The sequence below is a fragment of the Paenibacillus sp. FSL L8-0470 genome (assembly GCF_038008625.1).
Taxonomy (GTDB): domain Bacteria; phylum Bacillota; class Bacilli; order Paenibacillales; family Paenibacillaceae; genus Paenibacillus_AQ.
Genome location: NZ_JBBOZM010000001.1, coordinates 3,397,008 through 3,419,410, shown reverse-complemented (window position 1 = coordinate 3,419,410; position 22,403 = coordinate 3,397,008). Strand labels below are relative to the sequence as shown.

23 protein-coding genes and 2 pseudogenes are annotated in these 22,403 nt (G+C 46.3%); 3 read left to right on the top strand and 22 right to left on the bottom strand.

Annotation, left to right across the window (positions count from 1 at the left end; genetic code table 11):
- Positions 1 to 345: 345 nt before the first annotated feature.
- Positions 346 to 1,206, bottom strand: coding sequence for a DUF421 domain-containing protein (locus tag NST99_RS15580; protein WP_341092880.1), 861 nt, complete (start codon positions 1,204 to 1,206; stop codon positions 346 to 348).
- 207 nt (positions 1,207 to 1,413) lie between these two features.
- On the opposite strand from NST99_RS15580, the gene NST99_RS15575 reads away from it, so the two are divergent.
- Positions 1,414 to 1,620: a DUF1657 domain-containing protein gene (locus NST99_RS15575; RefSeq protein WP_341092879.1), complete on the top strand. Its 207-nt coding sequence runs from the start codon at positions 1,414 to 1,416 to the stop codon at positions 1,618 to 1,620.
- 150 nt (positions 1,621 to 1,770) lie between these two features.
- Here the strand turns inward: NST99_RS15575 and NST99_RS15570 are convergent, their stop codons facing one another.
- A complete protein-coding gene (locus tag NST99_RS15570) occupies positions 1,771 to 2,817 on the bottom strand; it encodes a Gfo/Idh/MocA family protein (protein WP_341092878.1) in 1,047 nt (348 codons plus the stop codon).
- Between the two features lie 22 nt (positions 2,818 to 2,839).
- Entirely contained in the window at positions 2,840 to 3,727 is an 888-nt protein-coding gene (locus tag NST99_RS15565) for a sugar phosphate isomerase/epimerase family protein (protein ID WP_341092877.1), read from the bottom strand.
- A gap of 125 nt (positions 3,728 to 3,852) precedes the next feature.
- Between NST99_RS15565 and NST99_RS15560 the strand changes: the two genes are divergently transcribed.
- Complete coding sequence (locus tag NST99_RS15560; RefSeq protein WP_341092876.1) at positions 3,853 to 4,740, top strand: helix-turn-helix transcriptional regulator; 888 nt, start codon at positions 3,853 to 3,855, stop codon at positions 4,738 to 4,740.
- Between the two features lie 36 nt (positions 4,741 to 4,776).
- Here the strand turns inward: NST99_RS15560 and NST99_RS15555 are convergent, their stop codons facing one another.
- The 3 genes from NST99_RS15555 to NST99_RS15545 all read right to left on the bottom strand — a co-directional run bounded on the left by NST99_RS15555 (position 4,777) and on the right by NST99_RS15545 (position 7,329).
- Complete coding sequence (locus tag NST99_RS15555; protein ID WP_341092875.1) at positions 4,777 to 5,937, bottom strand: Gfo/Idh/MocA family protein; 1,161 nt, start codon at positions 5,935 to 5,937, stop codon at positions 4,777 to 4,779.
- 17 nt (positions 5,938 to 5,954) lie between these two features.
- Positions 5,955 to 6,329, bottom strand: coding sequence for a hypothetical protein (locus tag NST99_RS15550; protein ID WP_341092873.1), 375 nt, complete (start codon positions 6,327 to 6,329; stop codon positions 5,955 to 5,957).
- A gap of 121 nt (positions 6,330 to 6,450) precedes the next feature.
- On the bottom strand, positions 6,451 to 7,329 hold the full coding sequence (locus NST99_RS15545; RefSeq protein ID WP_341092872.1) for a LysR family transcriptional regulator: 879 nt from the start codon (positions 7,327 to 7,329) through the stop codon (positions 6,451 to 6,453).
- A 126-nt stretch (positions 7,330 to 7,455) separates the two neighbouring features.
- Here NST99_RS15545 and NST99_RS15540 point away from each other — a divergent pair, with 126 nt between their 5' ends.
- Positions 7,456 to 8,358, top strand: a complete 903-nt coding sequence (locus NST99_RS15540) for a DMT family transporter (RefSeq protein WP_341092871.1) — start codon at positions 7,456 to 7,458, stop codon at positions 8,356 to 8,358.
- A gap of 38 nt (positions 8,359 to 8,396) precedes the next feature.
- Here NST99_RS15540 and NST99_RS15535 read toward each other — a convergent pair whose 3' ends face one another.
- From NST99_RS15535 to NST99_RS15460, 16 genes and pseudogenes are all read right to left on the bottom strand, one after another.
- The gene (locus NST99_RS15535) at positions 8,397 to 9,167 is read right to left on the bottom strand and encodes a M15 family metallopeptidase (protein WP_341092869.1); all 771 of its coding nucleotides are present in this window, start codon (positions 9,165 to 9,167) and stop codon (positions 8,397 to 8,399) included.
- Positions 9,168 to 9,193: 26 nt separating this feature from the next.
- Positions 9,194 to 10,135, bottom strand: a complete 942-nt coding sequence (locus NST99_RS15530) for a hypothetical protein (RefSeq protein ID WP_341092868.1) — start codon at positions 10,133 to 10,135, stop codon at positions 9,194 to 9,196.
- Positions 10,132 to 11,469, bottom strand: coding sequence for an FtsW/RodA/SpoVE family cell cycle protein (locus NST99_RS15525; RefSeq protein WP_341092867.1), 1,338 nt, complete (start codon positions 11,467 to 11,469; stop codon positions 10,132 to 10,134). Before NST99_RS15525 ends, NST99_RS15530 begins: the two co-directional genes overlap by 4 nt.
- Positions 11,469 to 11,801, bottom strand: coding sequence for a PadR family transcriptional regulator (locus NST99_RS15520; protein WP_341092864.1), 333 nt, complete (start codon positions 11,799 to 11,801; stop codon positions 11,469 to 11,471). Before NST99_RS15520 ends, NST99_RS15525 begins: the two co-directional genes overlap by 1 nt.
- A gap of 164 nt (positions 11,802 to 11,965) precedes the next feature.
- Positions 11,966 to 13,420, bottom strand: coding sequence for a DHA2 family efflux MFS transporter permease subunit (locus NST99_RS15515; RefSeq protein ID WP_341097661.1), 1,455 nt, complete (start codon positions 13,418 to 13,420; stop codon positions 11,966 to 11,968).
- Positions 13,421 to 13,481: 61 nt separating this feature from the next.
- Positions 13,482 to 14,051 carry a TetR/AcrR family transcriptional regulator gene (locus NST99_RS15510; protein WP_341092863.1) on the bottom strand — a complete coding sequence of 190 codons (570 nt, stop codon included), beginning with the start codon at positions 14,049 to 14,051 and terminating at the stop codon, positions 13,482 to 13,484.
- Positions 14,052 to 14,167: 116 nt separating this feature from the next.
- Positions 14,168 to 14,824 carry a response regulator transcription factor gene (locus tag NST99_RS15505; protein ID WP_341092862.1) on the bottom strand — a complete coding sequence of 219 codons (657 nt, stop codon included), beginning with the start codon at positions 14,822 to 14,824 and terminating at the stop codon, positions 14,168 to 14,170.
- Positions 14,824 to 15,984 carry a sensor histidine kinase gene (locus tag NST99_RS15500; RefSeq protein ID WP_341092861.1) on the bottom strand — a complete coding sequence of 387 codons (1,161 nt, stop codon included), beginning with the start codon at positions 15,982 to 15,984 and terminating at the stop codon, positions 14,824 to 14,826. Before NST99_RS15500 ends, NST99_RS15505 begins: the two co-directional genes overlap by 1 nt.
- A gap of 31 nt (positions 15,985 to 16,015) precedes the next feature.
- Positions 16,016 to 16,795: a CPBP family intramembrane glutamic endopeptidase gene (locus NST99_RS15495; RefSeq protein WP_341092860.1), complete on the bottom strand. Its 780-nt coding sequence runs from the start codon at positions 16,793 to 16,795 to the stop codon at positions 16,016 to 16,018.
- Positions 16,796 to 17,004: 209 nt separating this feature from the next.
- A pseudogene (locus tag NST99_RS15490) lies at positions 17,005 to 17,083 on the bottom strand (phosphotransferase-like protein); the annotation flags it as partial.
- A 32-nt stretch (positions 17,084 to 17,115) separates the two neighbouring features.
- Positions 17,116 to 17,397, bottom strand: coding sequence for a hypothetical protein (locus tag NST99_RS15485; RefSeq protein WP_341092858.1), 282 nt, complete (start codon positions 17,395 to 17,397; stop codon positions 17,116 to 17,118).
- 94 nt (positions 17,398 to 17,491) lie between these two features.
- Positions 17,492 to 18,148, bottom strand: a complete 657-nt coding sequence (locus tag NST99_RS15480; RefSeq protein WP_341092857.1) for a uridine kinase family protein — start codon at positions 18,146 to 18,148, stop codon at positions 17,492 to 17,494.
- 263 nt (positions 18,149 to 18,411) lie between these two features.
- Positions 18,412 to 19,292: pseudogene (locus tag NST99_RS15475) on the bottom strand (RNA-guided endonuclease TnpB family protein); the annotation flags it as partial.
- A 198-nt stretch (positions 19,293 to 19,490) separates the two neighbouring features.
- On the bottom strand, positions 19,491 to 19,664 hold the full coding sequence (locus NST99_RS15470) for a hypothetical protein (RefSeq protein ID WP_341092856.1): 174 nt from the start codon (positions 19,662 to 19,664) through the stop codon (positions 19,491 to 19,493).
- 257 nt (positions 19,665 to 19,921) lie between these two features.
- Positions 19,922 to 20,734 (bottom strand): nucleotidyltransferase domain-containing protein, encoded by an 813-nt coding sequence (locus NST99_RS15465; RefSeq protein WP_341092855.1) that lies wholly within the window; start codon positions 20,732 to 20,734, stop codon positions 19,922 to 19,924.
- Positions 20,735 to 21,307: 573 nt separating this feature from the next.
- Positions 21,308 to 22,390 carry a hypothetical protein gene (locus NST99_RS15460; protein ID WP_341092854.1) on the bottom strand — a complete coding sequence of 361 codons (1,083 nt, stop codon included), beginning with the start codon at positions 22,388 to 22,390 and terminating at the stop codon, positions 21,308 to 21,310.
- Positions 22,391 to 22,403 lie beyond the last annotated feature (13 nt).

The following is a 22,403-nucleotide window of genomic DNA, read 5'->3' as shown; positions in this document are numbered from 1 at the left end:
TGGAATACTTCCACCCACCCCTGCGAGAACCAGCATAGCCGAAAGCGCAATCATTGCAGAGAATGCAAATCGTTTTTTTATTTTCACGTTAACATTTACCTCCAATAGGGTATATTCTTTCAGTACCTGTTGCGGTATTTACGAATTCATCCCTGTTTCCGCTTCTTCAAATCAGCACAGTATCTATCCCGGCATAGCATCACCCCTGATTATTACAGTTATGTGATATATTGAACACCGGGATAATCATCCACGGTGTACATTGCTGAGCATATGAAAAGCCAACAAAAAACATTCGTTTTTGTTGGCCTGCTCGTCTTGTAGGGCTATATGGACTTAAACTATTCAGCTTTGGATATAAGGTTTCAAACTTTGCAGCAGTGTCTGCAGCTTGCCGGAGCACTCTTCGTACATCTGTTTGGCTTCCTTATTGTTGGTGGAAAGGCTGAACAGTTCCAGATCGGCTTCACATTTCTTCAGCAGTGCGTATAGCTGGGGTTTATCCTGCGGCTTGGGCACCTGTACCTTGTCCGCATATAGATCCACGGTAAGTTCGCCATAGGAATCCACCTGGCCGAGGTATACATTTTCAGCGGTTAAACCCTGCTTTTCAAGCTGGCCCTGCAGCCAGCCACGGGACAGATTCAACGTGTCCAAAGGTTCATCCAAGATCTTGCCGTCCATAATGACGGCTTGTGATTCCTTTTCAGGAGCCACTTTAATGCCCATATCTTTTGGTGTCAGCGCCTGATTCTCCCGGGTAAGCAGGACGTTAATTGCTCCATCCGATTCCATGATCGCAAATTCAACATCTGCCAATTTGAAGACATCCTTCTTCCGCAGCTCCTCCAGCAATTCGTCAGTTGTTAAACGCTCTTTTTTCATATTTCCTTCCAGAATTTTGCCGTCTTTGATTAGCACAGTTGACTTGAAGTCAATGAAATCCCTGGCCTTCTTGCTCTTGATTTGCAGAAACTCGATACCAAGGGAGAATGCCACCCAGACGATCAGCGCAATTAATCCCAAATGCCATGTTTTATCGGTATCGAGGGATATGTAAGCCGCCAAGCTACCTACTGTAATTCCAGTGATATATTCGAAAAAAGACAGCTGCGAAACTTGTCTCTTCCCCAGCAGCTTTGTCAAAAAGAAGAGCACAACCACCGCGAAAATTGTCCGCCAAATCACCTCAAGCCATTCCGGCATGATTACTACCTCCTAAGTTTAGAATCACCGCATGTCAACACGCTCATTATTTGTTAAAAGGCGCAGACCTAACCAAGAAATAATTTCTTATTTAATCCAAAAGACCAATGCTTTAAATTACTATTTTTTTCCTGTATTTCTGCACCTTAACCTGTGGATACTATGACTCGTTCAGTTTGCTAACTACCTAAGAGGAGGCAATATCTAATGACTGTATCTTCACAAGTGAAGACTTGCCTGTCATCGCTGAAAAGCGCGCAAGCGAGTCTGGAGCAATTCGCGATGGAGACTCAAAACGAGCAGGCTAAAACTTTGTTCACAAGTGCGGCGGAACAGACGCAGCAAATTGTGCAGCAGGTTGAAGGACGAGTAACCGAATTGGAACAAGAGGAGCCTCAATACAAAGGCTTCTAGGATGTAATCTTTACTCAATAAACAAAAAGCAGCCGTATTTGCAGACATGTCTGCGGATACGGCTGCTTTATTTACGTGAACACTTGTGCGACAACAGGCGTGTTCAGGTTCGCACAACTTTGCCACCTGCTTCTACCCAAGCTGCATTTGCTACGCAGAACGGTTCATGACCTCAGCAATTTCAAGCTTGCGGCCGGTCTTGGCACTCTCAAGGGCGCCGAATACCATCGCCATGCTGTAGCGGTTATCCCTGCAGTCTGTTTCAGCAGGACGCTGCTCGGAGAGCGAAAGGAACATCTCTTCCAGACAGCCATGATGGAAGGTCTCATCCATCGAAACGGCCTGTGCTTCAACCTGCTCATAGTCACGGATGAACTTGCCGGACTGGTCACCACCTGCGATTACTTCAGCATATGGCATGCCTGCACCATCCCAGAGAATAACCCCTTTCTCCCCCTGAATCCGCCACGACGCTTCCCAAGAGGTGGGTGCACCTTCCGCACACCAGGACCCTTGGTAGCAAAATACAGAGCCATCCGACATTTCGAAGATGCAAATAGCGGCGGCTTGGCCTTCATACCAGGAGCCGGGTGGATTAAATTCCTGGCAGTACACTGTAACCGGATCAGCTCCGCTGATGAAACGGGCCTGATCGAAGGTGTGGATGGCCATGTCCAGCAGGAGCGGACTGCTCATCACCTCGCGGAAACCGCCGAAATGGGGTGCGAGAAAGAAACTCGCTCCGATATAACCCGTCCGGCCGACCGTACCTGCTTCGATTAGCCCGCGCAGCGAGCGGATGCGCGGATCGTACCTGCGGTTCTGCATGACAGCATGTGTTCGTCCGGTACGTTCCGACAACGCGACAATCTCATTACACTCCTCTATCGTTTCAGCCAAGGGCTTCTCGCTGAACACGTCACATTCCAGTTCAAGTGATGTACTTGCGATAGAATAATGACTGGACGGAACTGTGACGTCAAACACAAGGTTGGCACCCGTTTCTATAATGGCCTGCCGTATCTCCGTAAAGGCCGGAGTGGAAAGCCCATATTTCCCGGCCATAGCCTGTGCCGACTCCAGCTGGATATCTACTAGGGCAACGATTTCGACCTCCGGGCGTTTCAACGCATAGCTGATCCATTCATTGGCCATTCCTCCGCAACCGGCAATCGCTACACGGTATTTTGCTCTCATTGGTAGTTCCCTGCTTTCTGTATTAGACCGGATTGGGTACAAAGCTACCGCCGCGGCAGTGTTTCAAATAGTTCAGAGCATGAACTTGTCCGGTCATCTCCAGCTCATCACGATATACCGGGTCATGCCAGCCTTCAATGTCGATGGTACCTTTGTAACCGGCTTGGCGCAATATCGTGATCACATCAGCCCAGTTCGTGTCTCCAAAACCCGGGGTCCGGTGCCATACATAAGGCTTCGGACCATGAATGCCGTATTCCTTGACAATGTCCCAGGCGATTGTAGCATCCTTCCCATGGACATGGAATATTTTATCCGTCCACTTGCGCAGCTGCGGGAGCGGATCAATCAGGGCGACCATCTGGTGGCAGGGCTCCCACTCCAAACCGAGGTTATCTGCCGGAACCGCGTTGAACATCTTTTCCCAGGCTTTAGGATTATGCGCAATATTCCAGTCTCCGGAGTCCCAATTGCCGCCCATCGAGCAGTTCTCAAATGCTATTCGAACCCCCCGGTCAGCCGCTCTCTTGGAAAGTTCCCCGAAGACCTGCGTGAATTTAGGTATTGATTCATCTATTGACTGCCCTGTCAGACGTCCTGTGAACCCGGATACCATACCGGTGCCGAAGAGATGGGCATGATCAATCAAACGTTCCCAGCTGGCCAGGGTATCCGCATTATCGCCGGAACCGGTTAGCGGGTTGCCGAATATGCCGACTGAGGAGATGACAAAATCATGCTCAGCAGCCAGTTCCCGCACACGCGCCGCGGTTTCTGTCAGATTCGTCTCTCCGGTGGTCTGCCAAAAGGTAAGACTGAAGGATTCAAATCCGTGTCCAATAATTTGTGGAATTACTCTTACAGCATCTCCCCCACCAACCAGTGTTCCAATTCTCATAGTATCTTCCATCTTGTGTACCACTCCAATATTGGTTTATATTAAGTTCAGCAAATCAAGTATATAGCTCATTTGGTGAGAATTCTCGTCTTATCTTGTGTTAATATAGCTCAATATTGGGGGAGTTGAAAGAAGTCATGACTTATCCAAAGGAGCTTAAGGAATACCCTCAGCTCGAAGAGAAAACCTATCCGTTCCGCCTTTTTTTTAATGAGTGCCGGGAGGCAAAAGTGGAACAGAATATCCTTTTCTTGCATTGGCATGAGCATTTCGAAATCATTGTGATGCAGGAAGGCCATGCGATCTTTCATGTGGACAGCAAACCTTATGAAGCCGGGCCGGGTGATGTGATTATTGTTCCTTCAGGCGGTTTGCATGTCGGTTACAGTTTATACAGCGGAGATATTTCTTACGTATCCATCGTGTTCCATGCTTCACTGTTCAAAGACAGAAACCAGGACTCCCAGCATGAGCAATTCGTAGCACCCTATTTGAATAACCGTTTTCAGTTTCCGGTCAAACCCGCCGATCTGAACCCGGCTTGCTTCTGTTATTATCCCCTGCTGCAAGCCATCATTGCCGAGGTGCGCAGTAAAGGCCCTGCTTTTCAACTGGTCGTGAAGAACCAATTGCATTTGTTCTTTACCCTGCTGTCGCGCAGCTTTCCGCCGCAGCAATTGTCAGAAAGGCATCAGAGCGAGCGCCATTCCATTAACCGCGAACGATTTAAACCGCTGCTGGAGTATCTGGAAGCTCATTTTGATGAGAAGATCTCGATTGAATGGGCTGCAAAGTTTGTCAATCTGAATCCTTATCACTTCTGCAAAACCTTCAAAAAGCTGACCGGACGCACCTTTATCGACTATGTGAACTTAAGCCGGATCCATGAAGCTGAACGTCTGCTGCTGGATTCGGATTTGAGTGTGACAGAAATTGCCGGGAGAGTGGGCTGCGACAACCCCAATTATTTCACCAAGCTCTACAAGCAATACAAAGGGATTACTCCTTCCGGGGCGCGCAAATAGTTCTCTCCTACATCTATAATGATGTTTTATTGATAATTACATTTCGGATATTTCCACCCAGCGTCTCTGTTCAATAGAACGTTCAACAGCTTCCAGAACAGCCTGACATTTTACTCCGTCATGGAAGTTTGGCTCCGGCTGGCGTCCTTCCGCAATGGCGGTGGAGAGCTCCAGCATCTCGTGGATAAACGTATGCTCGAACCCGATGGTATGGCCCGGCGGCCACCAGGCTTCGGCATAATCATGGGCCGGATCGGTGGCAAGCACACGCCGGAAGCCCTGTACATCCTCGTCGTCCGAGGTTAAGTACACCTCCAGCTCATTCATCCGTTCGAAATCGAATTTCACGCTGCCCAGACTGCCGTTAATCTCAAAGGAATTGGTCGAGCGGTGACCCGCAGCAAAACGGGTAGCTTCAAAGCTGCCCAAAGCACCACTTACAAACCGGGCCAGAAACAGTGTCGCATCGTCAACGGTCACTTCTCCTTTGGGGGCATCTTTGCTTGCCTTCGCACTTAGGCCGGTCATCTCAGCGGCTAGCGGACGCTCTTTGATAAAGGTCTCGCTCATTCCGATTACTTCCTGCATATCGCCGACCAGGAAATGGGCAAGATCAATTAAGTGTGCTCCAAGATCGCCATGCGAGCCGGAACCGGCAATCTCCTTCTGCAATCTCCACACCAGCGGGAAATCCGGATCTATAATCCAGTCCTGCAGAAACCAGGCACGGAAATGATAGATCTTCCCGAGTCTTCCGCTCTCTATCAGCCGCTTCGCCAGCCTGACTGCCGGTGAGAACCGGTAATTGAAGCCCACCATATGAATGATGCCCGCATCCGTCGCAGCCTCCAGCATTTCACGGGAATCCGCAAGATTCAGCGCCAGCGGCTTTTCGCAGAAAATATGCTTGCCTGCTTTGGCTGCCGCCAGAGCAATTTCCTTATGGGCATTGCTGGGCGCGTTGATATCAATGAGATCAATATCCTCGCGGGAGATGAGCTCTTTCCAGTCGGTCACACTATCAGACCAGCCGAGCTGTAAAGCTGCTTCTTGCACCGCAGCGGTATTCCTCCCGCATATCATAGACATCTCAGGTCTCAGTGTCTGCGGAAAAAACATGGGAAGGCTGCGGTAGGCGTTGCTGTGGGCTTTGCCCATAAACTTGTAGCCAATCATTCCGATGCGAAGCTGTTTCATCTTATTCCTCCTTAGGTTCACTTTTCTTTGATGAAGCACGAACGACGAATTCCGTGGCAAATGACTTTGTAACCGCTTAATGTACACGCGTACATTCTTTCATGCCGTTTCACATTCGTCAACCTGAAATTCCTTTCGCCCTTTAAATACTTCCCCCAAATCAGTTCGCCGCTTCGGGCATCAATGTATCTCAATTTACGGTTGACGAATCCAGAAGAAGGCTCAGACCGTGAAATAGTAACAAGTTCGTAAATCAGCCGGTATACCGGCCGCTCCGCATTAGAATCCTTAATCCATTTAAGCTTGACATCCATATAACGCTTATAGATTTCTAAGGCTACCTCGGGTGTTAGAAGCGGGGCAAGCCTGTGCTCATCCAACGGTTGGAGCATCCCGCGTTGGCGTGCTGTCTTCCATCACCAAACGGTAATGCTGGGGAATTGCGACAATGTTCATTGCTTGCGTGCGCAGTCTATCAAAGTTTGCTTCCATTTCAACCTCCAGCCAATTGAGTTACTCCGGATAATCTTTCAGCCAAACCTGTACATGCTTCAAAAAACGCCGGGTTGCCGGTGATGCATACTTCATAGAATGAACGGCAATACCAAGCGAACGAAAACTGCGCTCCTCCAGCTCCAGCATAGCTACATTATGATTCTGGCGCGAGATGACCATTTCAGGGAGAACACTGATGCCGAGACCATTTTCCACCATTGCAATGATGGCATAATCATCTCCGGCCGTGAATTTGATATTCGGCTGGATTCCCGCCCGCTCAAATACACGTCTGGCATCATAATCCGATCCGGCCTTCTGGATAATGAAATCCTCATAGGCCATTTGCGCAAGCGGCATATATGGTGCTTTGCTCAAGGGATGTTCTTGGGAGAGAATGGCCAGCATCCGGTCCTGTTTCAGGGGAAACACCTCAAATTTATCCCGGGTGGGGAGTGAAATAAAACCGCAGTCGACGACTCCAGCCTCAATCCACTGCTCAATCTCCAGATAGCCGCCCTCCATCAGCTTGAATTCAATATATGGGTATTCCTTGCGGAACTCTTTAATCATCCCCGGCAGCCAATGCACAGACACACTGGTAAACGTGCCAATCGTAATCGTCCCCGTTTCCAGCCCGTGAATGTCGGCAACCTGCTGCTTCAACTGCTCATTCCATTTCAGAATTTCACGGATAGGCTGCACTACCTGCTCACCGTTGACTGTTAATTTGACCCCTGAGCGGTTTCTTACCAGCAGCGAAAAGCCGAATTCCATCTCTAGACTGCTGATGGTATGACTGATCCCGGACTGGGTAAAGCCCAGAACATCAGCAGCTTTAGTCAGGCTGCCCAGCTCCACAACCTTCAGAAACACCTCATATTTAGTGATGCTCAAGGACTCCGTCCCCCTTCTTAACTTTCATGAATTTTTCTCATGCTTCCTATGATAAACATTCAGTTACCTTATGTAATAAGCCATATTATACTATAATCACTTGACGTAAAGAAGGATGATGACGAGATGAAGCCGCTTAAGGCTGAGCTAATGCTCATTGTAGTAACGATGTTCTGGGGTTCCTCCTACATCTTCATGAAGATGGGACTGGATACACTGGGGGAATTTAATCTGATTGCACTGCGTTTCGGACTTGCTTTTGTGCTGGCGGCCATTTTGTTTCACAAGCGTCTACGCAGAATAGACCTTAGAACCCTGAAATATGGAGCACTGCTCGGATTCCTGCTGCTGGTCGTATTCACCTGCATCACCTTCGGACTGAAGACGACTACTACCTCCAATGCCGGATTTCTGGTCGCTTTGACCGTTATTTTTGTTCCACTGATTGATGTACTTGTTTTCAAAAAAAGAGTCGCTCCCCCGCAGATCTTTGGCGCTGTGCTGGCCATTTCGGGGATCGGGCTCCTGACCTTAAATTCCTCGCTGCATGTGCAGCCGGGTGACCTGCTGTGCATCCTGTCAGCAGTATTTTATGCTGTACAGATCCTGGTCACAGGAAAAGCGGTAAAAACCTGCGACTCCTTGAATATCGGCATTTTGCAGTTAGGTTTTGCCGGTGGGTACGCCCTTGTGCTGTCTGCTGTCTTCGAGACACCGTCATTGCCGTCTTCCATGCCAGGCTGGATTGCCATTCTTGCGCTTGGCATTCTCTGCAGCGCCTGCGGCTTTATCTTACAGCCGGTAGCCCAGAAGTACACTACCCCGACACGTACCGGCCTGATCTTCTCCCTCGAGCCTGTGTTTGCTGCCTTTTTCGGCTTCTGGTTTGCCGGGGAACAGCTGTCCATGCAAGGTTACACCGGGGCAGCGCTAGTGCTGCTGGGGATCGTCGCCTCCGAACTGCTGGGAAAAATGCCGCTGAACGCCAGCATGAACCGAATGCCGGGAAAACGCAGGGCGGATTTGTGAAACAGTCATGGCTATGGAGGCTTTGCGTAGCATGCTTGTTATTCTACATTAAAGGTAAAGTACTGTTTCGGAAAAGGCTCTTTAATCAGCGTAAAATGCCACCACTCTTTGCTGTACGGCTTAAACCCATGCTTCACCATAGCCTCTTTCAAAAGCTTGCGGTTGGCATGCTGCTCGGCGCTGACCAGTGAAGTATTATAATAGGAGATCTCGCCGAAAAAATCATACGGGCTGCCCATATCGACCAGGGCACCCGTTTTTTTGTCGGCGAGAGACAGATCAACCGTGCTGCCTCTGGAATGTCCCGACTTTTTGGCGATAAAACCAAGCTTGAAGAGATTTTGTTTGTCCAGCTTCGGATAATACTGCAGCTTCATCTTAATGTCTCCGGCATCCTGCGACCAGCGGACAAAATGATTAACTGCTTTTTGCGGGCGGTAAGCGTCATATATTCTAAGAATGTATCCTTTTCGCTCCAAATCGTCACTAACCTTCTTCAATGCCGTCGCCGCCGTTTTCGAGAAGATCGCCAGAGGAGCTTTGTACCCGTCAATCCGTGTACCGGTAAAATTATTACAGCTATAATAACGAATTTCATATTGTGCGGTTGGAATGATCTCATCCAGATAAACAAAACCATTGGGCAGGTTCTTCTTCTTCTGGGTGCTAACTTGCTGTGCTGATGCGCCTGCCTTCTGTCCGGGTTCACCTGCCGCTGTTGCAGAGCTTTCGGTGTTGCCTGAGGTCATCCCCAAGATCAGTAAGAGCATGATCACCGTCAGCCTTTTGCCTGTCCTATGCTGCTTCATAATTTAGATAGAGCTCCTTCCTTCCCCTAGTTCGGGTCCAAGTACGTATTGATAAACTTTTGAACATCAGGAGTAAACTCATTGTTATTGCGGTCGAGCAGTGCAAGCAGCTCCTCTATGGTTCTGAGAAGTTCGCTGTCTCCGCTGCCGGTCAGAATTGCAGCTTCATAAGCTTGCCGGAGTTCAGAGTTAATAATAACCGGCCCCCCCTCCTCGATATAATCATACGCAGGTGAATTGCCGGAGCCAATGAACAGATTTACTTTTTTACTCCACAGTGCAAGTTTGACCGCTTCAAGCCTGTCAGAGAGCGGATACCTGCTAACGAATTCTTCCATTACAAGTGTCCTCGCCAAAAGCTCATTCCAGCTAATTATGATTGCAGCCTCCTTGAGACTAGGCCTGTTCGATTCTGCTGCCATCATATCTAAATATGTTCCTATGTCAGTCTTTATATAAGGCTTAAATGCCTTATAGCTTTCATAATTCATTGCCGGATAGTACATGCCTTCACTGGTTCTGATTATATACCCGTTATCTCGTCCTTCAATTAGTACTGCACGTATCTTGGGATCTTTAATGTTGTTTAGCAAGGAGGCATAGGTAAGTCCATTTTTCCGAACTGCTGCGTCAATCGCCTGCCGAACGGCCTCCGCTTCTAACTTCCCCCTATATTTTGGCAATTCTGCTTTCTGCGCATTTTCTAACTGCAAAGTCATTTGGGTAGCATACCAAAGCCCGGCTTCGTCAATATGATTGATGAGATAGCTGCGCGCCTTAGCGAGTGTGGAAGACTGCTGTACATACGTCTGGAATTGTTTGTAAACGGCTGCGGATTGCTGTGTACCAGCGGCGTAAGCAGGCTGAGCTACGAATGCTGAGTATCCTGCCGCCGCACCCAGAAGAATGGATAAGCTGAGCAGGATCTTTCTATTCCAATGTGAACCGAATTGGCTCTTCTGTGTCATAATGCCCCCCGTATAGTACGTGATTCATGTTCAGCAGGAGTGATATCCTTGCGCCGGTAGATGCCCATAAGCAGTCCAAGCGCCGCATATTCAATGAGAACATGGCCGCCATAGCTCATGAACGGAAATGGAATGCTGGTCAGAATTATTTTGCCGCTTAGCACCAGCAGACCGTAGAACAGTCCCATAGCAAGTATGAGTGATAGAGCAATAATAACACTCTTGCCATAATCATCTTTCACTGCCTGAATTGAAGAGAAGAGCTTGATTAAAAACCAAAGAGTTATACCCAGCAGCACCAGCCCGCCGCCCCAGCCGAAGCAGTATACCAGATAAGCAGGAAGCATATCTGAATATGCATAGGACAGCCTCTCGAATTCAGCACCGAAGCCATGTCCGCTCCAGCCTGCTGATGCAATTACCTCATTCAGGGTCTGATAGACAAAACCACTGGACTCCGGATTGATATTGTAATTGATTGCACCCAGAATCCGGTCTCTCATCTGTTGATTATTCCACGCATACCGGAGGCCCGCCGCTAGAAAAAAACCACCGATCAACGTCGAACGCAACCAGGCCCCGGAAAGCCAAGTATACAATATCAGAGAACAGGCCAAATACAGCAACAACACTGGTATGGGGCCAGCAATGATGTAGGCCGCCGCCGGTCCAAGGAGAATAACTAACTCCGGGAGCAAATTCCGCTTAGTTCCCAGTTTGCCATCCGCTTTAAATTTTGAGAAGATGCCTGCCAGCGCAACCAGCACAATATATGGACTATAGGAGACCAGGTTGAGCACGATTCCCCAAAAAACCAAAAAATAAGTCCGGCTCCCGTTCACATAGAGGCCCCATTTCAAACTTGCGATTATCCCTGCTATTGAAAAGATGTACAGCAGCCAGGACAGCTTTTGAAGCCTGCGGAAATTGATGAAATAGCAGGCAGTCATTAAAGCAATCCCGATCAACATAAAGCTAAATTGCTTCGGCAGAAAGCTTGCAGGAACTCTCGGGTTGTTCATAAAGCTTGCTTCCAATGAGCTCATCCCCAGCAATCCAATCACAGAGAACAACAGCAAAGCTCCCAGCAAACCCCATGGAGTTTTTGGTTTATGAATATGATGAAGATCCTTTCCCACAGCTTTTGGATCACCCATTTGCGCAATCGCCAAAACTTCTGCTTCTGCTTGGGATGCACCAAGACTTTCCTGCTCAAGCATTAGATCCTCCAAATGACCGCTAAGCTCGCTGCGGATCTCGGCATGCATTTTCTTGGCTTTGACTTCACCGCATACGTTGTCCAAATACTGCTCCAGCCCACTTTTCGACTCCACTATGCTCCACCCTCCCCAAGTACAGTATCCACCGCTTTTTTAAATAAGCGCCACTCGGACTGTTTCTCCTTCAGCTCCTCCGCGCCTTCCTTCAATATCCGGTAATATTTGCGCTTCCGCCCCTCAACCTCCACCCAGTAAGACTCTACCCAGCGCTCACTTTCCATCGCATGAAGAATGGGATACAGTGTGCCTTCTTTTAAAGAAAACACACCTTCCGAACGTTGCTCCAGCTCCCTGATCAGTTCATATCCGTACTGCGGCTTGTCCAGCAGCAGCGTTAGTATCAATGTCCCTGTGCTGCCCTTCAGCATTTCTTTGCTGACTTTCATTTTGTTAACACTCCCTTCAGGATTCAAATAGACCAAAGTCTGACACCGTTTCTCAATACATCGTTATTCTATGTATACTATACTTTATTTTACAAATAACGTCCAGCATATGGAAAAAGCACACCCGCGCTGCGGATGTGCTTCTAAAACTGCAAATGTTCTTATTAGTGCATAATGCCTTGTGCTTTGTGCTGTACAATGACACGTTTCAGGAAGAAGGCGACAACCAGTCCAACAATAGCCATAATCATTCCGAAGATAAAGGCGTTCTGAACCCCATGTGTAAATGCCGGAACAATATTGATAGGATCGGCTGGATTAGTTACGGTCTTCATGAAGCTCTTCGAGCCAGCGGTCATGATGCTGACTGCCAAGGCAGTACCGATTGCACCGGCTACCTGCTGAAGTGTATTCATAATGGCAGTTCCATCGGGATAATATTGCAGCGGCAGCTGGTTAATCCCGTTCGTCTGGGCAGGCATCATAATCATCGAAATCCCGATCATCAGCGCACTATGAAGCACGATAACGAACACAACGGTGGATGTTGGAGTGATACTGGAGAAGAACCACAGGGATACCGCTACAAGGACCAACCCTGGAATCACGAGCCACTTAGGTCCATATTTATCGAACAAGCGTCCCATGATCGGCGACATCAGACCATTAATAATTCCGCCAGGAAGCAGGAGCAGGCCGGCTTTAAAGGCAGTATAACCTTGGCCTTGCTGCAGATACATCGGAAGAATCAGCATGGATGAAAGGATAACCATCATACAGATGAAGACCATAAGCACGCCGACTGTAAACATAGGATATTTGAATGCACGCAGATTAATCATCGGCTGCTTCATCGTTAATTGGCGAACAGCGAACAGCACGAGTGCTACTACACCGATAGCGATGGCAATAATAACTTTCGGGCTTCCCCAGCCCGCTTCTTCACCGGCACTGCTGAATCCGTAGACAATGCCTCCAAAACCTAACGAAGACAGCAGAATGGAAAGTGCATCAATTTTCGGCTTCGTCACTTCAGAAACGTTCTGCATAAACAGAATTCCGAAGATCAGTGCAGCAACCAGGAACGGCAGCGACAGCCAGAAAATCCAGTGCCAGCTTAAGCTCTCAATCAATAGTCCGGCAATGGTTGGGCCGATTGCTGGAGCAACCATGATCACGAGTCCTATCAATCCCATCGCGCCCCCTCTTTTCTCGGCAGGGATGATGAGCAGAATCGTATTGAACATCAACGGCAGGAGCAGTGCAGTTCCCATCGCTTGAACGACGCGTGCCGTAAGCAGAAACTCAAAACTTGGCGAAATGGCAGCCAGGAAGGTTCCCAGAATTGAGAAGCTTACTGCAGCGATAAACAACTGTCTTGTTGTGAACCATTGCAGCAGCAGGCCTGAAATCGGAACGAGAATTCCGAGTGTCAGCAAGTAAGCTGTTGTCAGCCATTGGGCCGTTGTAGGTGTGATATTCAGAACCTGCATTAAATCCGTCAACGCCACGTTCAACGCAGTCTCACTGAACATGCCGATAAATCCGGCGAGCAATAAGGACACGAGGATCGGAATTGTCTTGAACTTTCTTTCTGGGGTTTGCTTCTTTCCTTGCATCGTTGCTTCCACTCTTGTATCCTCCTGAAAATGTATAGTTTTCTCTCTATATGCTTTCTTGTCAATCCAGTATGGCTGGTATAGCTCTAGCAGCAGCAAGCAGCGGCTGTGTATTGCGGTGTGTCAACGTCTGGTGCAGTGCACCTTCAAACAATGAGATCACAACGGAAGCTTTATCGGCTGCCATTTGTTGATCTTTACCCTCAGCAAGCAGCCGTTGCATGACGACGTCCTGCCAGTCGTTAAATACGGCTTGGCATGCCGTCCGCAGCTCCTCGCTGACGCAGGAGGTTTCTACAGATAGCCAGAAGCTGAACGGAACAACACCTTTAAAGGTTGAGCTCTCAGCAGCAGCAGCCATTTCCAGAATAAAATCTTGAATCGCGATTGCCGCACTTTTGCCATTCTCCACATAATGACGCAGCTGCTTAGCAACGATCTCACTGGTCCGGTTAATGCAGGTCAAGGCCAGCTCCTCTTTGCCATGGGGAAAATAATAATATAGCGATCCCTTCGGCGATTCGCTGTCTTTAATGATCTGACTTAGCCCGGTGGCATGATAGCCTTGGGTGAAAAACAACCTTGAAGCGGTGTTCACAATCGCCTCTCGTGCATTGTGCTTGTTCGACAAGCTCTACACTTCCTTTTACTTTTATAACAATCGGTCTACATAATAAAACCACGGAAGAGGCCTAAATGTCAACGCGAAATTATTTTAAAATTAAACTTTACGGTGCCTCCACTCTCTCATGTTGATAAATATCTTTTTAATAACAAGACTGCTTTAGCCCGGTCATTGGTACCGATCTTGGAATAAATGTCACTTAAATAGTTCTTTACCGTTCCTTGAGTCAAAAATAATTTTCCGGCAATTTCCTTTGAGTTATACCCTTCAATAAGCAGCCTTGCAAGGTCAAGTTCTTTTTGCGTTAGCTCAAGTTCCTTACCTGCTTTTTCAAACCCCCTGTTCTTATTGCGGATCGTGAGAGCAAGCTTTTTTGCCACTTTACCAGTAAGCAGCACATTTCCGGAAAGCGCTTCATCGATGGATTGAACAAGCTTTTCTCCATCAATGTCTTTAAGCAAATAACCGGAAGCTCCGTTGCATAAAGCCTCTATAATATACTCATCATCGTCGAAGGTCGTTAAGATGAGTATGATCACATGCGGGTGAAGCTCCTTAATGGCTTCGGTTGCCTTTACGCCTCCCATACCCGGCATACGGATGTCCATCAGGATGACATCCGGAACAACCGAGTGAAGCCGTTCAAGCGCTTCTTCGCCGGTTTGAGCCGTCCCAACGATCTCTATCTCCGATCTTATCGAAAGCAAAGTTTCCAGACCTTCAAGCATAATTTTATGATCATCCACAAGCATGACGCTGATTTTGCGATCGCTATCCATTAACCGTCCCCCCTTGCAACAGGCATCCGGACATGGAGTGCAAATCCCTTCATAGGCTCACTTTGCACAGTTAATTGACCTCCAATGGCCTCAATTCTTTCTTCCATCGTTTTCAGACCAAACCCATATATGAATGAATCGCTGCCGATTCCATTGTCCTTTACCCTAATATGAATCGTATCTTGCTGCTCAAGGACAGAGATCTCCATTGCACTTGCTTTGCCATGTTTTAGCGCATTGGTGATCGATTCCTTTATGAAGTTGATCATAACATACTTCTGAATAGAGATTAGATGGGTGACCTCCTCGTAATGCAAAATAAATTGAACGCCCGTCTGCTTCTCCGTATCGGTCATGATCTTCTGTATTCCTTCCTTAAGCCCCAAGTCGCCAATAGTCCCTTCCTTTGCTTTTAATGTTTTGACAACCTGACGGATATTACCGAGCCCTTGCTTCAGCTGCTCGCGTGCGATGAGGATCTTCCGAAGAGATTCCTCCGGTTTTCTATCGAAGAGCAGTTGGGCTCCCTCAAGGGCGACGATCGCTGTAGTTAACGTGTGTCCCACCGTATCATGAACCTCTTCCGCAATCCTCGTTCTCTCTTTTAATGCGGCCACCTCTTCTCTCGTTTTAGCTTCCTGGATCAACGATTCGTTTAATCGAAGGTTCATATCCCTTTGATTGAGCAGCAGCTTGGTGCTCCAGATTGGTATTACCAAAAACGAATAGCTCAATATATGGAACATATTCCGCCATAAATCTTCTCCGCCTGGTGACCACAAAAAAATGTAGGCTAAATATCCGCCATAGGCAAACGGAAAAGCGTACCACGACTTGTAGTTCAAGAGAAGATCCGCAATAAAGAGAACAAATACGATACTCTCGATTTCTGTTCTGCTTCCCAGGAATAGAAGAAAGAGGAGAACGATTTCGACAATCGGGGATATGGCTACAATGGGATGATACTCGGGATGATTTAACACTCGTTTCGAGTGTCTTAAGAAATAAAGCGCGATCAGGATCGTAACCACCGCAAAGCCTTTATATAGAGATAAAACAAAGTAAAGCAATAGCAGGACCACGTAAGAGCATGCCAGTCCATAGAAAAATAATCTCGATACTTTCGTATTGCTTAGGGTATGAACTGTTGAAATATTCATGAAACCACACATCCTTTAGAAATCGCTCACTTCACAGCATGATTCCTAGAATGGCCGCAATAACGCCTACAAGCACTGGTATGGCTTCCACCCCATGAATAATGACGGATGGCCAAAAGCTGCGATATCTGACATTTAAAAAGCCGAAAAAAATCGATCCGATGAGAATCATAGGGATATCTGTTATTTTATGCAGGTGGTAAAAAGCGAACAAAACGCCGTTCATGGCCCAATCCCATCTTCCAAAGGCTCCCTTCATCTGCGGCAGCAGAATGCCACGGAAGAACAACTCTTCTCCCAGTAAATAATTAAACAAACAACTGACAAGCGCAATACCGAGCAGATACCAGGCACCGACAAATTCAGGAGCCATCAGATTTTGTATCTTTGTATACTCCTGAGGAGCCATAAACGGGAAAATCCGGTTGAGCGCTTCTCCTACAAACTGGAACATACCTGAGTTTTCAAAGAAAAAAGCGTATAGGATGATTGGAAGCGTAAATGTATAAGCGACTTTGTAAACTTTAAATTTTTTCGGATGAACCGGATGATTCAGCCACAGTCTTTTTTTCAGCTTCTCCCAGCTTAAACTGCCCAGTTCTTTTTTCAAGATGATGACAGATAGTACAAACTGCCAGATCATGCCGACAATCATAAGCATCCAAAAGACAATAAGCGGATGAAAACTGACGATTGGCACCAGAAACGGCATCAGTCCGAATCGAATAAAGAACATTGGCAACGTGACTAAAGCCCATAAACCCAATATTTTTCCAACACTATACTGCTTGATTTCTATTTCGTTATTCAACCTTCCCGCTCCTTCTTGACTAATTTATTTCCCGTAGTAAATATATTTAAGAAGACCGTCATATGATAAGTGACGATCGTCATAAACCATCCGAAAGAAGGAAGTTCTCCCCACAATTGGACGGTGCTTTCGTCGTTCAGTTATTAGCAAAAAAAAACCTCAATCCCGAAGGAAAGAGGGTCTTAAAATGATGTGCTTACTGTGCGATTTTAACTGTAATGCATCTACTATAGATGTTTTCCCAGAACTCGTAACACCGTTTAAAAATACGATTCTACCTTTGCTCATCCTGTTTATACCCCTTATTAGTTGCAATGTACTTACTTACGCCTCTTAGGGCTAGTCCTTCTCAATAACTTCCCTATATAATAAACAACTATTCCAAGTAGCATCAAAACAGTGACTTCTATCATTCTCCACATTGGACTATATGCATTTCCAAATGCGATTTCACGTTGTAGATAATCAAGCGATTTGTACTTATCTACAATATCTGGAACAGAGTTCATTGTAAGATACACCCCTTGAATAAATTGAATAGCATAATAAACAAATACAAATATTAGTCCTACAATTAGTGCTCGAAATAATGGTTTTTTCATAGTGACCTCCTTGTTATCAGTACCTCTTTTCACCCATTTGTAGCATGCATTATTTATGTCGACTTTCCATATAATCTCAATTTCCAATCTCTCTTTATTTCCATTTTAAATTAAAACAGCCTTTTTCAAGAATATACTCTTGATTGGAATTTTTTAAAACTACATCAAATTTTTGATGATACGGGTGCATAAATAAATCATATTGAATTCTACGCTCTTCATGCGATTTTCTTAAATAATTAATATCTGTTCCTCTTTCAGAAACATCACGTATACTCCTTCTCATCAACTCGGTTTCTCCATCCGTATATAAGTAAACTTTCAGGTCATACAAATTTGGGTCTGTAAAGGCTACACTCATGCCTTCCACTATATTTATTTTGTTGTGTGAAGATATTAACGTACTCTTTGTATAATTCGTGCCTATCGTATAAAAATCTAAACCATCTCTTAACATATGAATGTCTCTCTCTAAAGCGAATATATTATGAGCAGCATGGTGACAAGCAGTCATTTTTTCATGATGATGTTCATTGTTATATTCATAGTCGATAAAAGTGTATTTCCTAAGCTGAGAGCTGATAATATAGGGGTCAGTATTAATATAATTCACATCATCATGTTCCAGAAGCTTTAAAAAATTATGGGCAAACGTTGTCTTTCCAGATGCACCATGACCCGAAATCCCAATGATGACTCTTTTAACCTCACCGTTAATCAAATTGGCTATCTTATGTAATACCTGATCCATATTTACCCCCATTTTATTCTATTAATTGATGTTCATTATTTTTTAATTATAAGGCAGTTTCCATACAAAAGTAGGTAATTTGCACAAAAAAAGCGCAGAGTTGTTGGTTTCAACACTACGCTTTTTTGGGTTATGCGGTCATCTTTTTTTTAACTTTCCGAGCTAGTTTTAATGCACCCTGATCGATATATTTCATATAATAATGCGACATAATGCGACGAATTGAATCTCCACCACTTAGCTGACGCTTGGAGGGGTGGATGGGTTCGTCCATACCAGGATGCTTTATACGTCAGCTGACGCATCCATTCGCCCCAGGACGCATCAGCGATGGACTTGGAGAGTTTGGGATTTTGAATCATATTCGCCACACGCAGATGTTCGATGCTGATCGTTTGGCACTCACGGATCAGCTTCGTTGTCATCTTGTGGAGAAAATCGTTCCGGGAATTTGCAGTGTGTTCGTGAATACGGGCAATGTGTTGCTTGGCTTTCTTCCAGTTGGAGCCCCCTGGTGTGCGTCTCGTCAAACGCCGCTGCCACAGCGCAAGCTTTTTCTCGTATTGACGGTAAAACCTGGGGTTGGCAAAATGCTCCCCGCTTGAGCACACAGCGTATTCCTTAAGCCCCAAGTCAATGCCGATATGTGCATCTGCTTGACAAAATACTTATCGCTGGCGTTTTGCCGTACCGTAGCGGACAGTATACGACCCTCCAGCTTCCGAGAGTTGGCGAAACGCATCCAGCCGAGCTTGGGAAGCTTCAATCGGTTGACTTCAATGGCGATATTTCCGTTCGTGAATTTCGTGGTGTAGCTTTGTACTGGATGCTTCCGGCTTTTGAAGCGCGGCGCTTGATTTTGCTTTTTGAAAAAGCGGTCAAAGCTATCTGCCACATGCCGAACGGCAGACTGTAAAGCAATACTATCGACTTCTTTGAGCCAGTCATATTGTGTTTTTAGGACGGGGAGCTGTGTCGCACAGGTCTGATAGGACAACCCTTTGCCTGTCTCGGCATAGGTTTGGTTCCACTCTTCCAGGAAATGATTGAATACAAAGCGGCAACAGCCAAACATTCGACGACTGAGTTGCTGTTGCCCGGTATTCGGGTAGATGCGGTATTTATAGGCTTGATGAACGATCATGTGCGACACCCCCTTTTGTAGTATTTTCTCACAATATAGCACATATGTTCGCTGAATAGGTGAAAACGCCTATTCATCTCCGCCTATAGAGGTCGGAATCTTTTCGGCTTTTGAAGATAAAACTATTATAACATGCGACGCTGCGCGCTTAAATGCACACCGTGAACCATATTTTATAATACCAATTTGTTCCATACATCAATTATCAACGATTATGGAGTTACCAATCTGCTGTTCAATCTTTGCAAAAGCATCACTGTATGCTTTGGGCAGTGGGTGTTCAAAACGCTCACGGGTAGCCCCCAATTCATCATCTGCTAATAAACGGACAATTGCAGGAAGATGGTTTACATTTGCAGTTTTGAATTCCATAAGGACCTCCAATATCTCACTGTTAAATTACTATATTACAATGGTATACCTTATTCAACAATCCCCCCAACGTTGCAGCTTCTTTCACTGTAGCCCCCGTCAGATGAGCAACTATTCCGCTCCCCCCTTAGAAGCTATTACATCTATGTTTGCTTCTAAAGGGAGGTTTTAATCTACTAACCTGCGTGAGCTTTCGTTTCCTGTTAACGGAAAAGTTATTATTAACTTTCTTTTTATAGACTATAAAGATTTTAACTTTAGTGAATAGTTGTTTCGAGAGTTCTATCCAGATCATGTGATGCTTCTATTATGGCTGGCTCCAAATTACTCAGCCATTCGGAATACTCTAGACATGTTACCATGGATGGATCCTTCCTTAGCTTCTTACATCGCTTCAAATTCTCTTTCCATCCGCCACTAAGATGTAATAGCCCCCAATCTGCTGCCTGGCTTTTAGACAGGATGACACCTTCCTGCCACCAAGCTATAAATTTGGAAGCTAACAGAAGCCAGTCAACGGAATGTAGGCTATTTCCCTTGCCAAACTTCCGCATGCACTTGGCATATTCTTTAAAAAAGCTAATGAACTCTTCCCTCGAGTACGATGGCACATTGTCTAGATGGGACTTACCATACAACAAGATACTCTGCTCCTTGATCGTGTACAGGGTGAACAGATCTAATTGATTTTCCGTCCAGACGGATTCACGCTTTGTTCCCCACCACAAGCCGCTGCCCTTTTCCCCACTCAGCATACTAATCGTAAGAAAGGCACCCTCAAGCATATCGGTGTAGAGGTTGGGAACCTGTCTATCGACGGATCTTCTAAGAAGGGATGATCTGTAAATGGATCTTTGTTTGTTTAAAAGTTCGATTTCATTTTGGCTAAGGTCCTCACCAATTACAACGAGAAAATCCAAATCCCCGTATCCCGGGGATAAATCATTGTGAATGGCCGAACCGTAAAGGTAAATGCTTCGCAACTTTCTATTAAGAATGGCTCGGATATCATCGACAAATATGGACAAGGTTCGCTCAAGTGTTTCGTCTTCAAATGATTGGATCAACATTAAGATCACTCCATTTTGAATTTCTATTTTTAGTTTTTGCCAATACTATAATACCACCATATTGGAACCCTATCTTCTGTCCTATAGTTAGCAAAGGCTGTCGTATGGATCCGCGGCAGCCTGTTCTTGGAATTATGATGGTATAATTTCTACGTTAGTTCAACAATCAATTTATCCACGTGTTCCTAAGCCACCGAATGAATACCTCAGGTTCGTTTGGGTCAATATCCCATCGTCTTTTATAGTCCGACTTTTAATCAAATCATCAATGAGCCGATCGGTTACATCACTGCTCGTTGTTCACTGAACTATCGTTCGCGGCTAGCTCAACCGGTCATACCCATAGATACCTTTATTGCTACTTCAGCCATCTCTTATAGTTTAACAGTAGCTAATCCTTTATGTTTAGAAATGGTTTCAGGTTTTTGTGTAATTCTATATAAAACTCGATTTTCTTCTGACACCCGGAACGAATAATGCCCTTCCGGCTTCCTGCAGGGAAGCGAAAGGGCTGAAAAGTTTGTTTTCTCGTTATTTGGAACTTTGTAATCGATTTTTTGAAACGGTTCCTGCTTAATCGGCCTTGTCGGCAGCGTCATAGAGAAGGCAGCGCAGGGCCTGATTCGGATAGCGGAATTCCGCTGTATAGCTGCTTCCGTCTTCCAACAACAGTTTTACTGCTACCATCCCGCGTTTGTTGTTAACCTCGGTATCAGTCAGATATGCTTTGACGATAGTTCTGGTTTCCCCCTGCTTGTCCGTAACGACCTGGGTGGCTTTGTGAATCCAGCTGGCATCCTTTTGAATGGCACTGGCGGCGGCTTTGTCGATGGGAGTTCTTTTCAGCGCCACATTAATTGCTGTCGTATCCATCACGACCCCGGTTTTCGCATCAATTATAACGTGATATTGCCAAAATTCCTTGCCTTGCCCTCGCAGGGTTTGCCACTTATAAGGAGACCAATGAACGCTCCAGGTTGGATGTTTGTCCAGTCTTAGTTCATCTAGAATAACTGTCGTTTGCAGCTTGGAAATATCGGCATCAAACAGCTTGCGCACACTTTCAGCCGCCAGCGCCTGCGCTTCAGCCTTGCTGAATTCCTGCGGCAGGGGGGGCGCCGTCACAGTTCGTTTGGACGAGATGTAATTGACCCGATAGGCCCAGTCAATCAGCTGCAGCAGCTCTTCATCGGTCAAACTCCGCTCCGGGTATGTGTATGTATTGGTCTCCAAATCCAGATACATTTCTGCCTGCCCCGGCTTTAACGGCAGCTGCTGTTTGGGGCGGAGCCCATCATACACATACTGGTCATCCAGAACCAGTCTGCGTTTCCCTTCTGATTCGGTCATTTCCCGGCCTGAAGTATGAGGATCGCCCGGCTTGTCTATGAAGTCATAGATCTGCTGGATTTGCGCCTCAGTCATCTGCTTAAGCAGGTCTTCTTTCACAGTGGACACCGGCGCCGGTGCCTCCACTTTCAGCACAGGGACGGTGCTTCCGGTTAAAGCCAGCTGGGCACTACCCTGAATTTCCGGACTGTTCTTGGCGACGACTGCGGAGTTCACAAAGCTTGGGACGAGAGTCGCACTAACTGCGAGCACGGCTGCTGAGAATAGGATAACAGCTAACGTAGCGGACACTTTGTTCTTGCTCAATTGTATTACCTCC

Excerpts from the sequence above, each read along its gene's own strand:
- NST99_RS15555 (WP_341092875.1), bottom strand. The coding sequence starts at position 5,937 with ATGAAACAGCTTCGCATCGGAATGATTGGCTACAAGTTTATGGGCAAA.
- NST99_RS15520 (WP_341092864.1), bottom strand. The coding sequence starts at position 11,801 with ATGAAAGTCAGCAAAGAAATGCTGAAGGGCAGCACAGGGACATTGATA.
- NST99_RS15550 (WP_341092873.1), bottom strand. The coding sequence starts at position 6,329 with ATGCTCCAACCGTTGGATGAGCACAGGCTTGCCCCGCTTCTAACACCC.
- NST99_RS15565 (WP_341092877.1), bottom strand. The coding sequence starts at position 3,727 with ATGGAAGATACTATGAGAATTGGAACACTGGTTGGTGGGGGAGATGCT.
- NST99_RS15535 (WP_341092869.1), bottom strand. The coding sequence starts at position 9,167 with ATGAAGCAGCATAGGACAGGCAAAAGGCTGACGGTGATCATGCTCTTA.
- NST99_RS15570 (WP_341092878.1), bottom strand. The coding sequence starts at position 2,817 with ATGAGAGCAAAATACCGTGTAGCGATTGCCGGTTGCGGAGGAATGGCC.
- NST99_RS15560 (WP_341092876.1), top strand. The coding sequence starts at position 3,853 with ATGACTTATCCAAAGGAGCTTAAGGAATACCCTCAGCTCGAAGAGAAA.
- NST99_RS15505 (WP_341092862.1), bottom strand. The coding sequence starts at position 14,824 with ATGGATAGCGATCGCAAAATCAGCGTCATGCTTGTGGATGATCATAAA.
- NST99_RS15480 (WP_341092857.1), bottom strand. The coding sequence starts at position 18,148 with ATGGATCAGGTATTACATAAGATAGCCAATTTGATTAACGGTGAGGTT.
- NST99_RS15485 (WP_341092858.1), bottom strand. The coding sequence starts at position 17,397 with ATGAAAAAACCATTATTTCGAGCACTAATTGTAGGACTAATATTTGTA.
- NST99_RS15500 (WP_341092861.1), bottom strand. The coding sequence starts at position 15,984 with ATGAATATTTCAACAGTTCATACCCTAAGCAATACGAAAGTATCGAGA.
- NST99_RS15470 (WP_341092856.1), bottom strand. The coding sequence starts at position 19,664 with ATGGAATTCAAAACTGCAAATGTAAACCATCTTCCTGCAATTGTCCGT.
- NST99_RS15580 (WP_341092880.1), bottom strand. The coding sequence starts at position 1,206 with ATGCCGGAATGGCTTGAGGTGATTTGGCGGACAATTTTCGCGGTGGTT.
- NST99_RS15515 (WP_341097661.1), bottom strand. The coding sequence starts at position 13,420 with ATGCAAGGAAAGAAGCAAACCCCAGAAAGAAAGTTCAAGACAATTCCG.
- NST99_RS15465 (WP_341092855.1), bottom strand. The coding sequence starts at position 20,734 with ATGTTGATCCAATCATTTGAAGACGAAACACTTGAGCGAACCTTGTCC.
- NST99_RS15540 (WP_341092871.1), top strand. The coding sequence starts at position 7,456 with ATGAAGCCGCTTAAGGCTGAGCTAATGCTCATTGTAGTAACGATGTTC.
- NST99_RS15575 (WP_341092879.1), top strand. The coding sequence starts at position 1,414 with ATGACTGTATCTTCACAAGTGAAGACTTGCCTGTCATCGCTGAAAAGC.
- NST99_RS15530 (WP_341092868.1), bottom strand. The coding sequence starts at position 10,135 with ATGACACAGAAGAGCCAATTCGGTTCACATTGGAATAGAAAGATCCTG.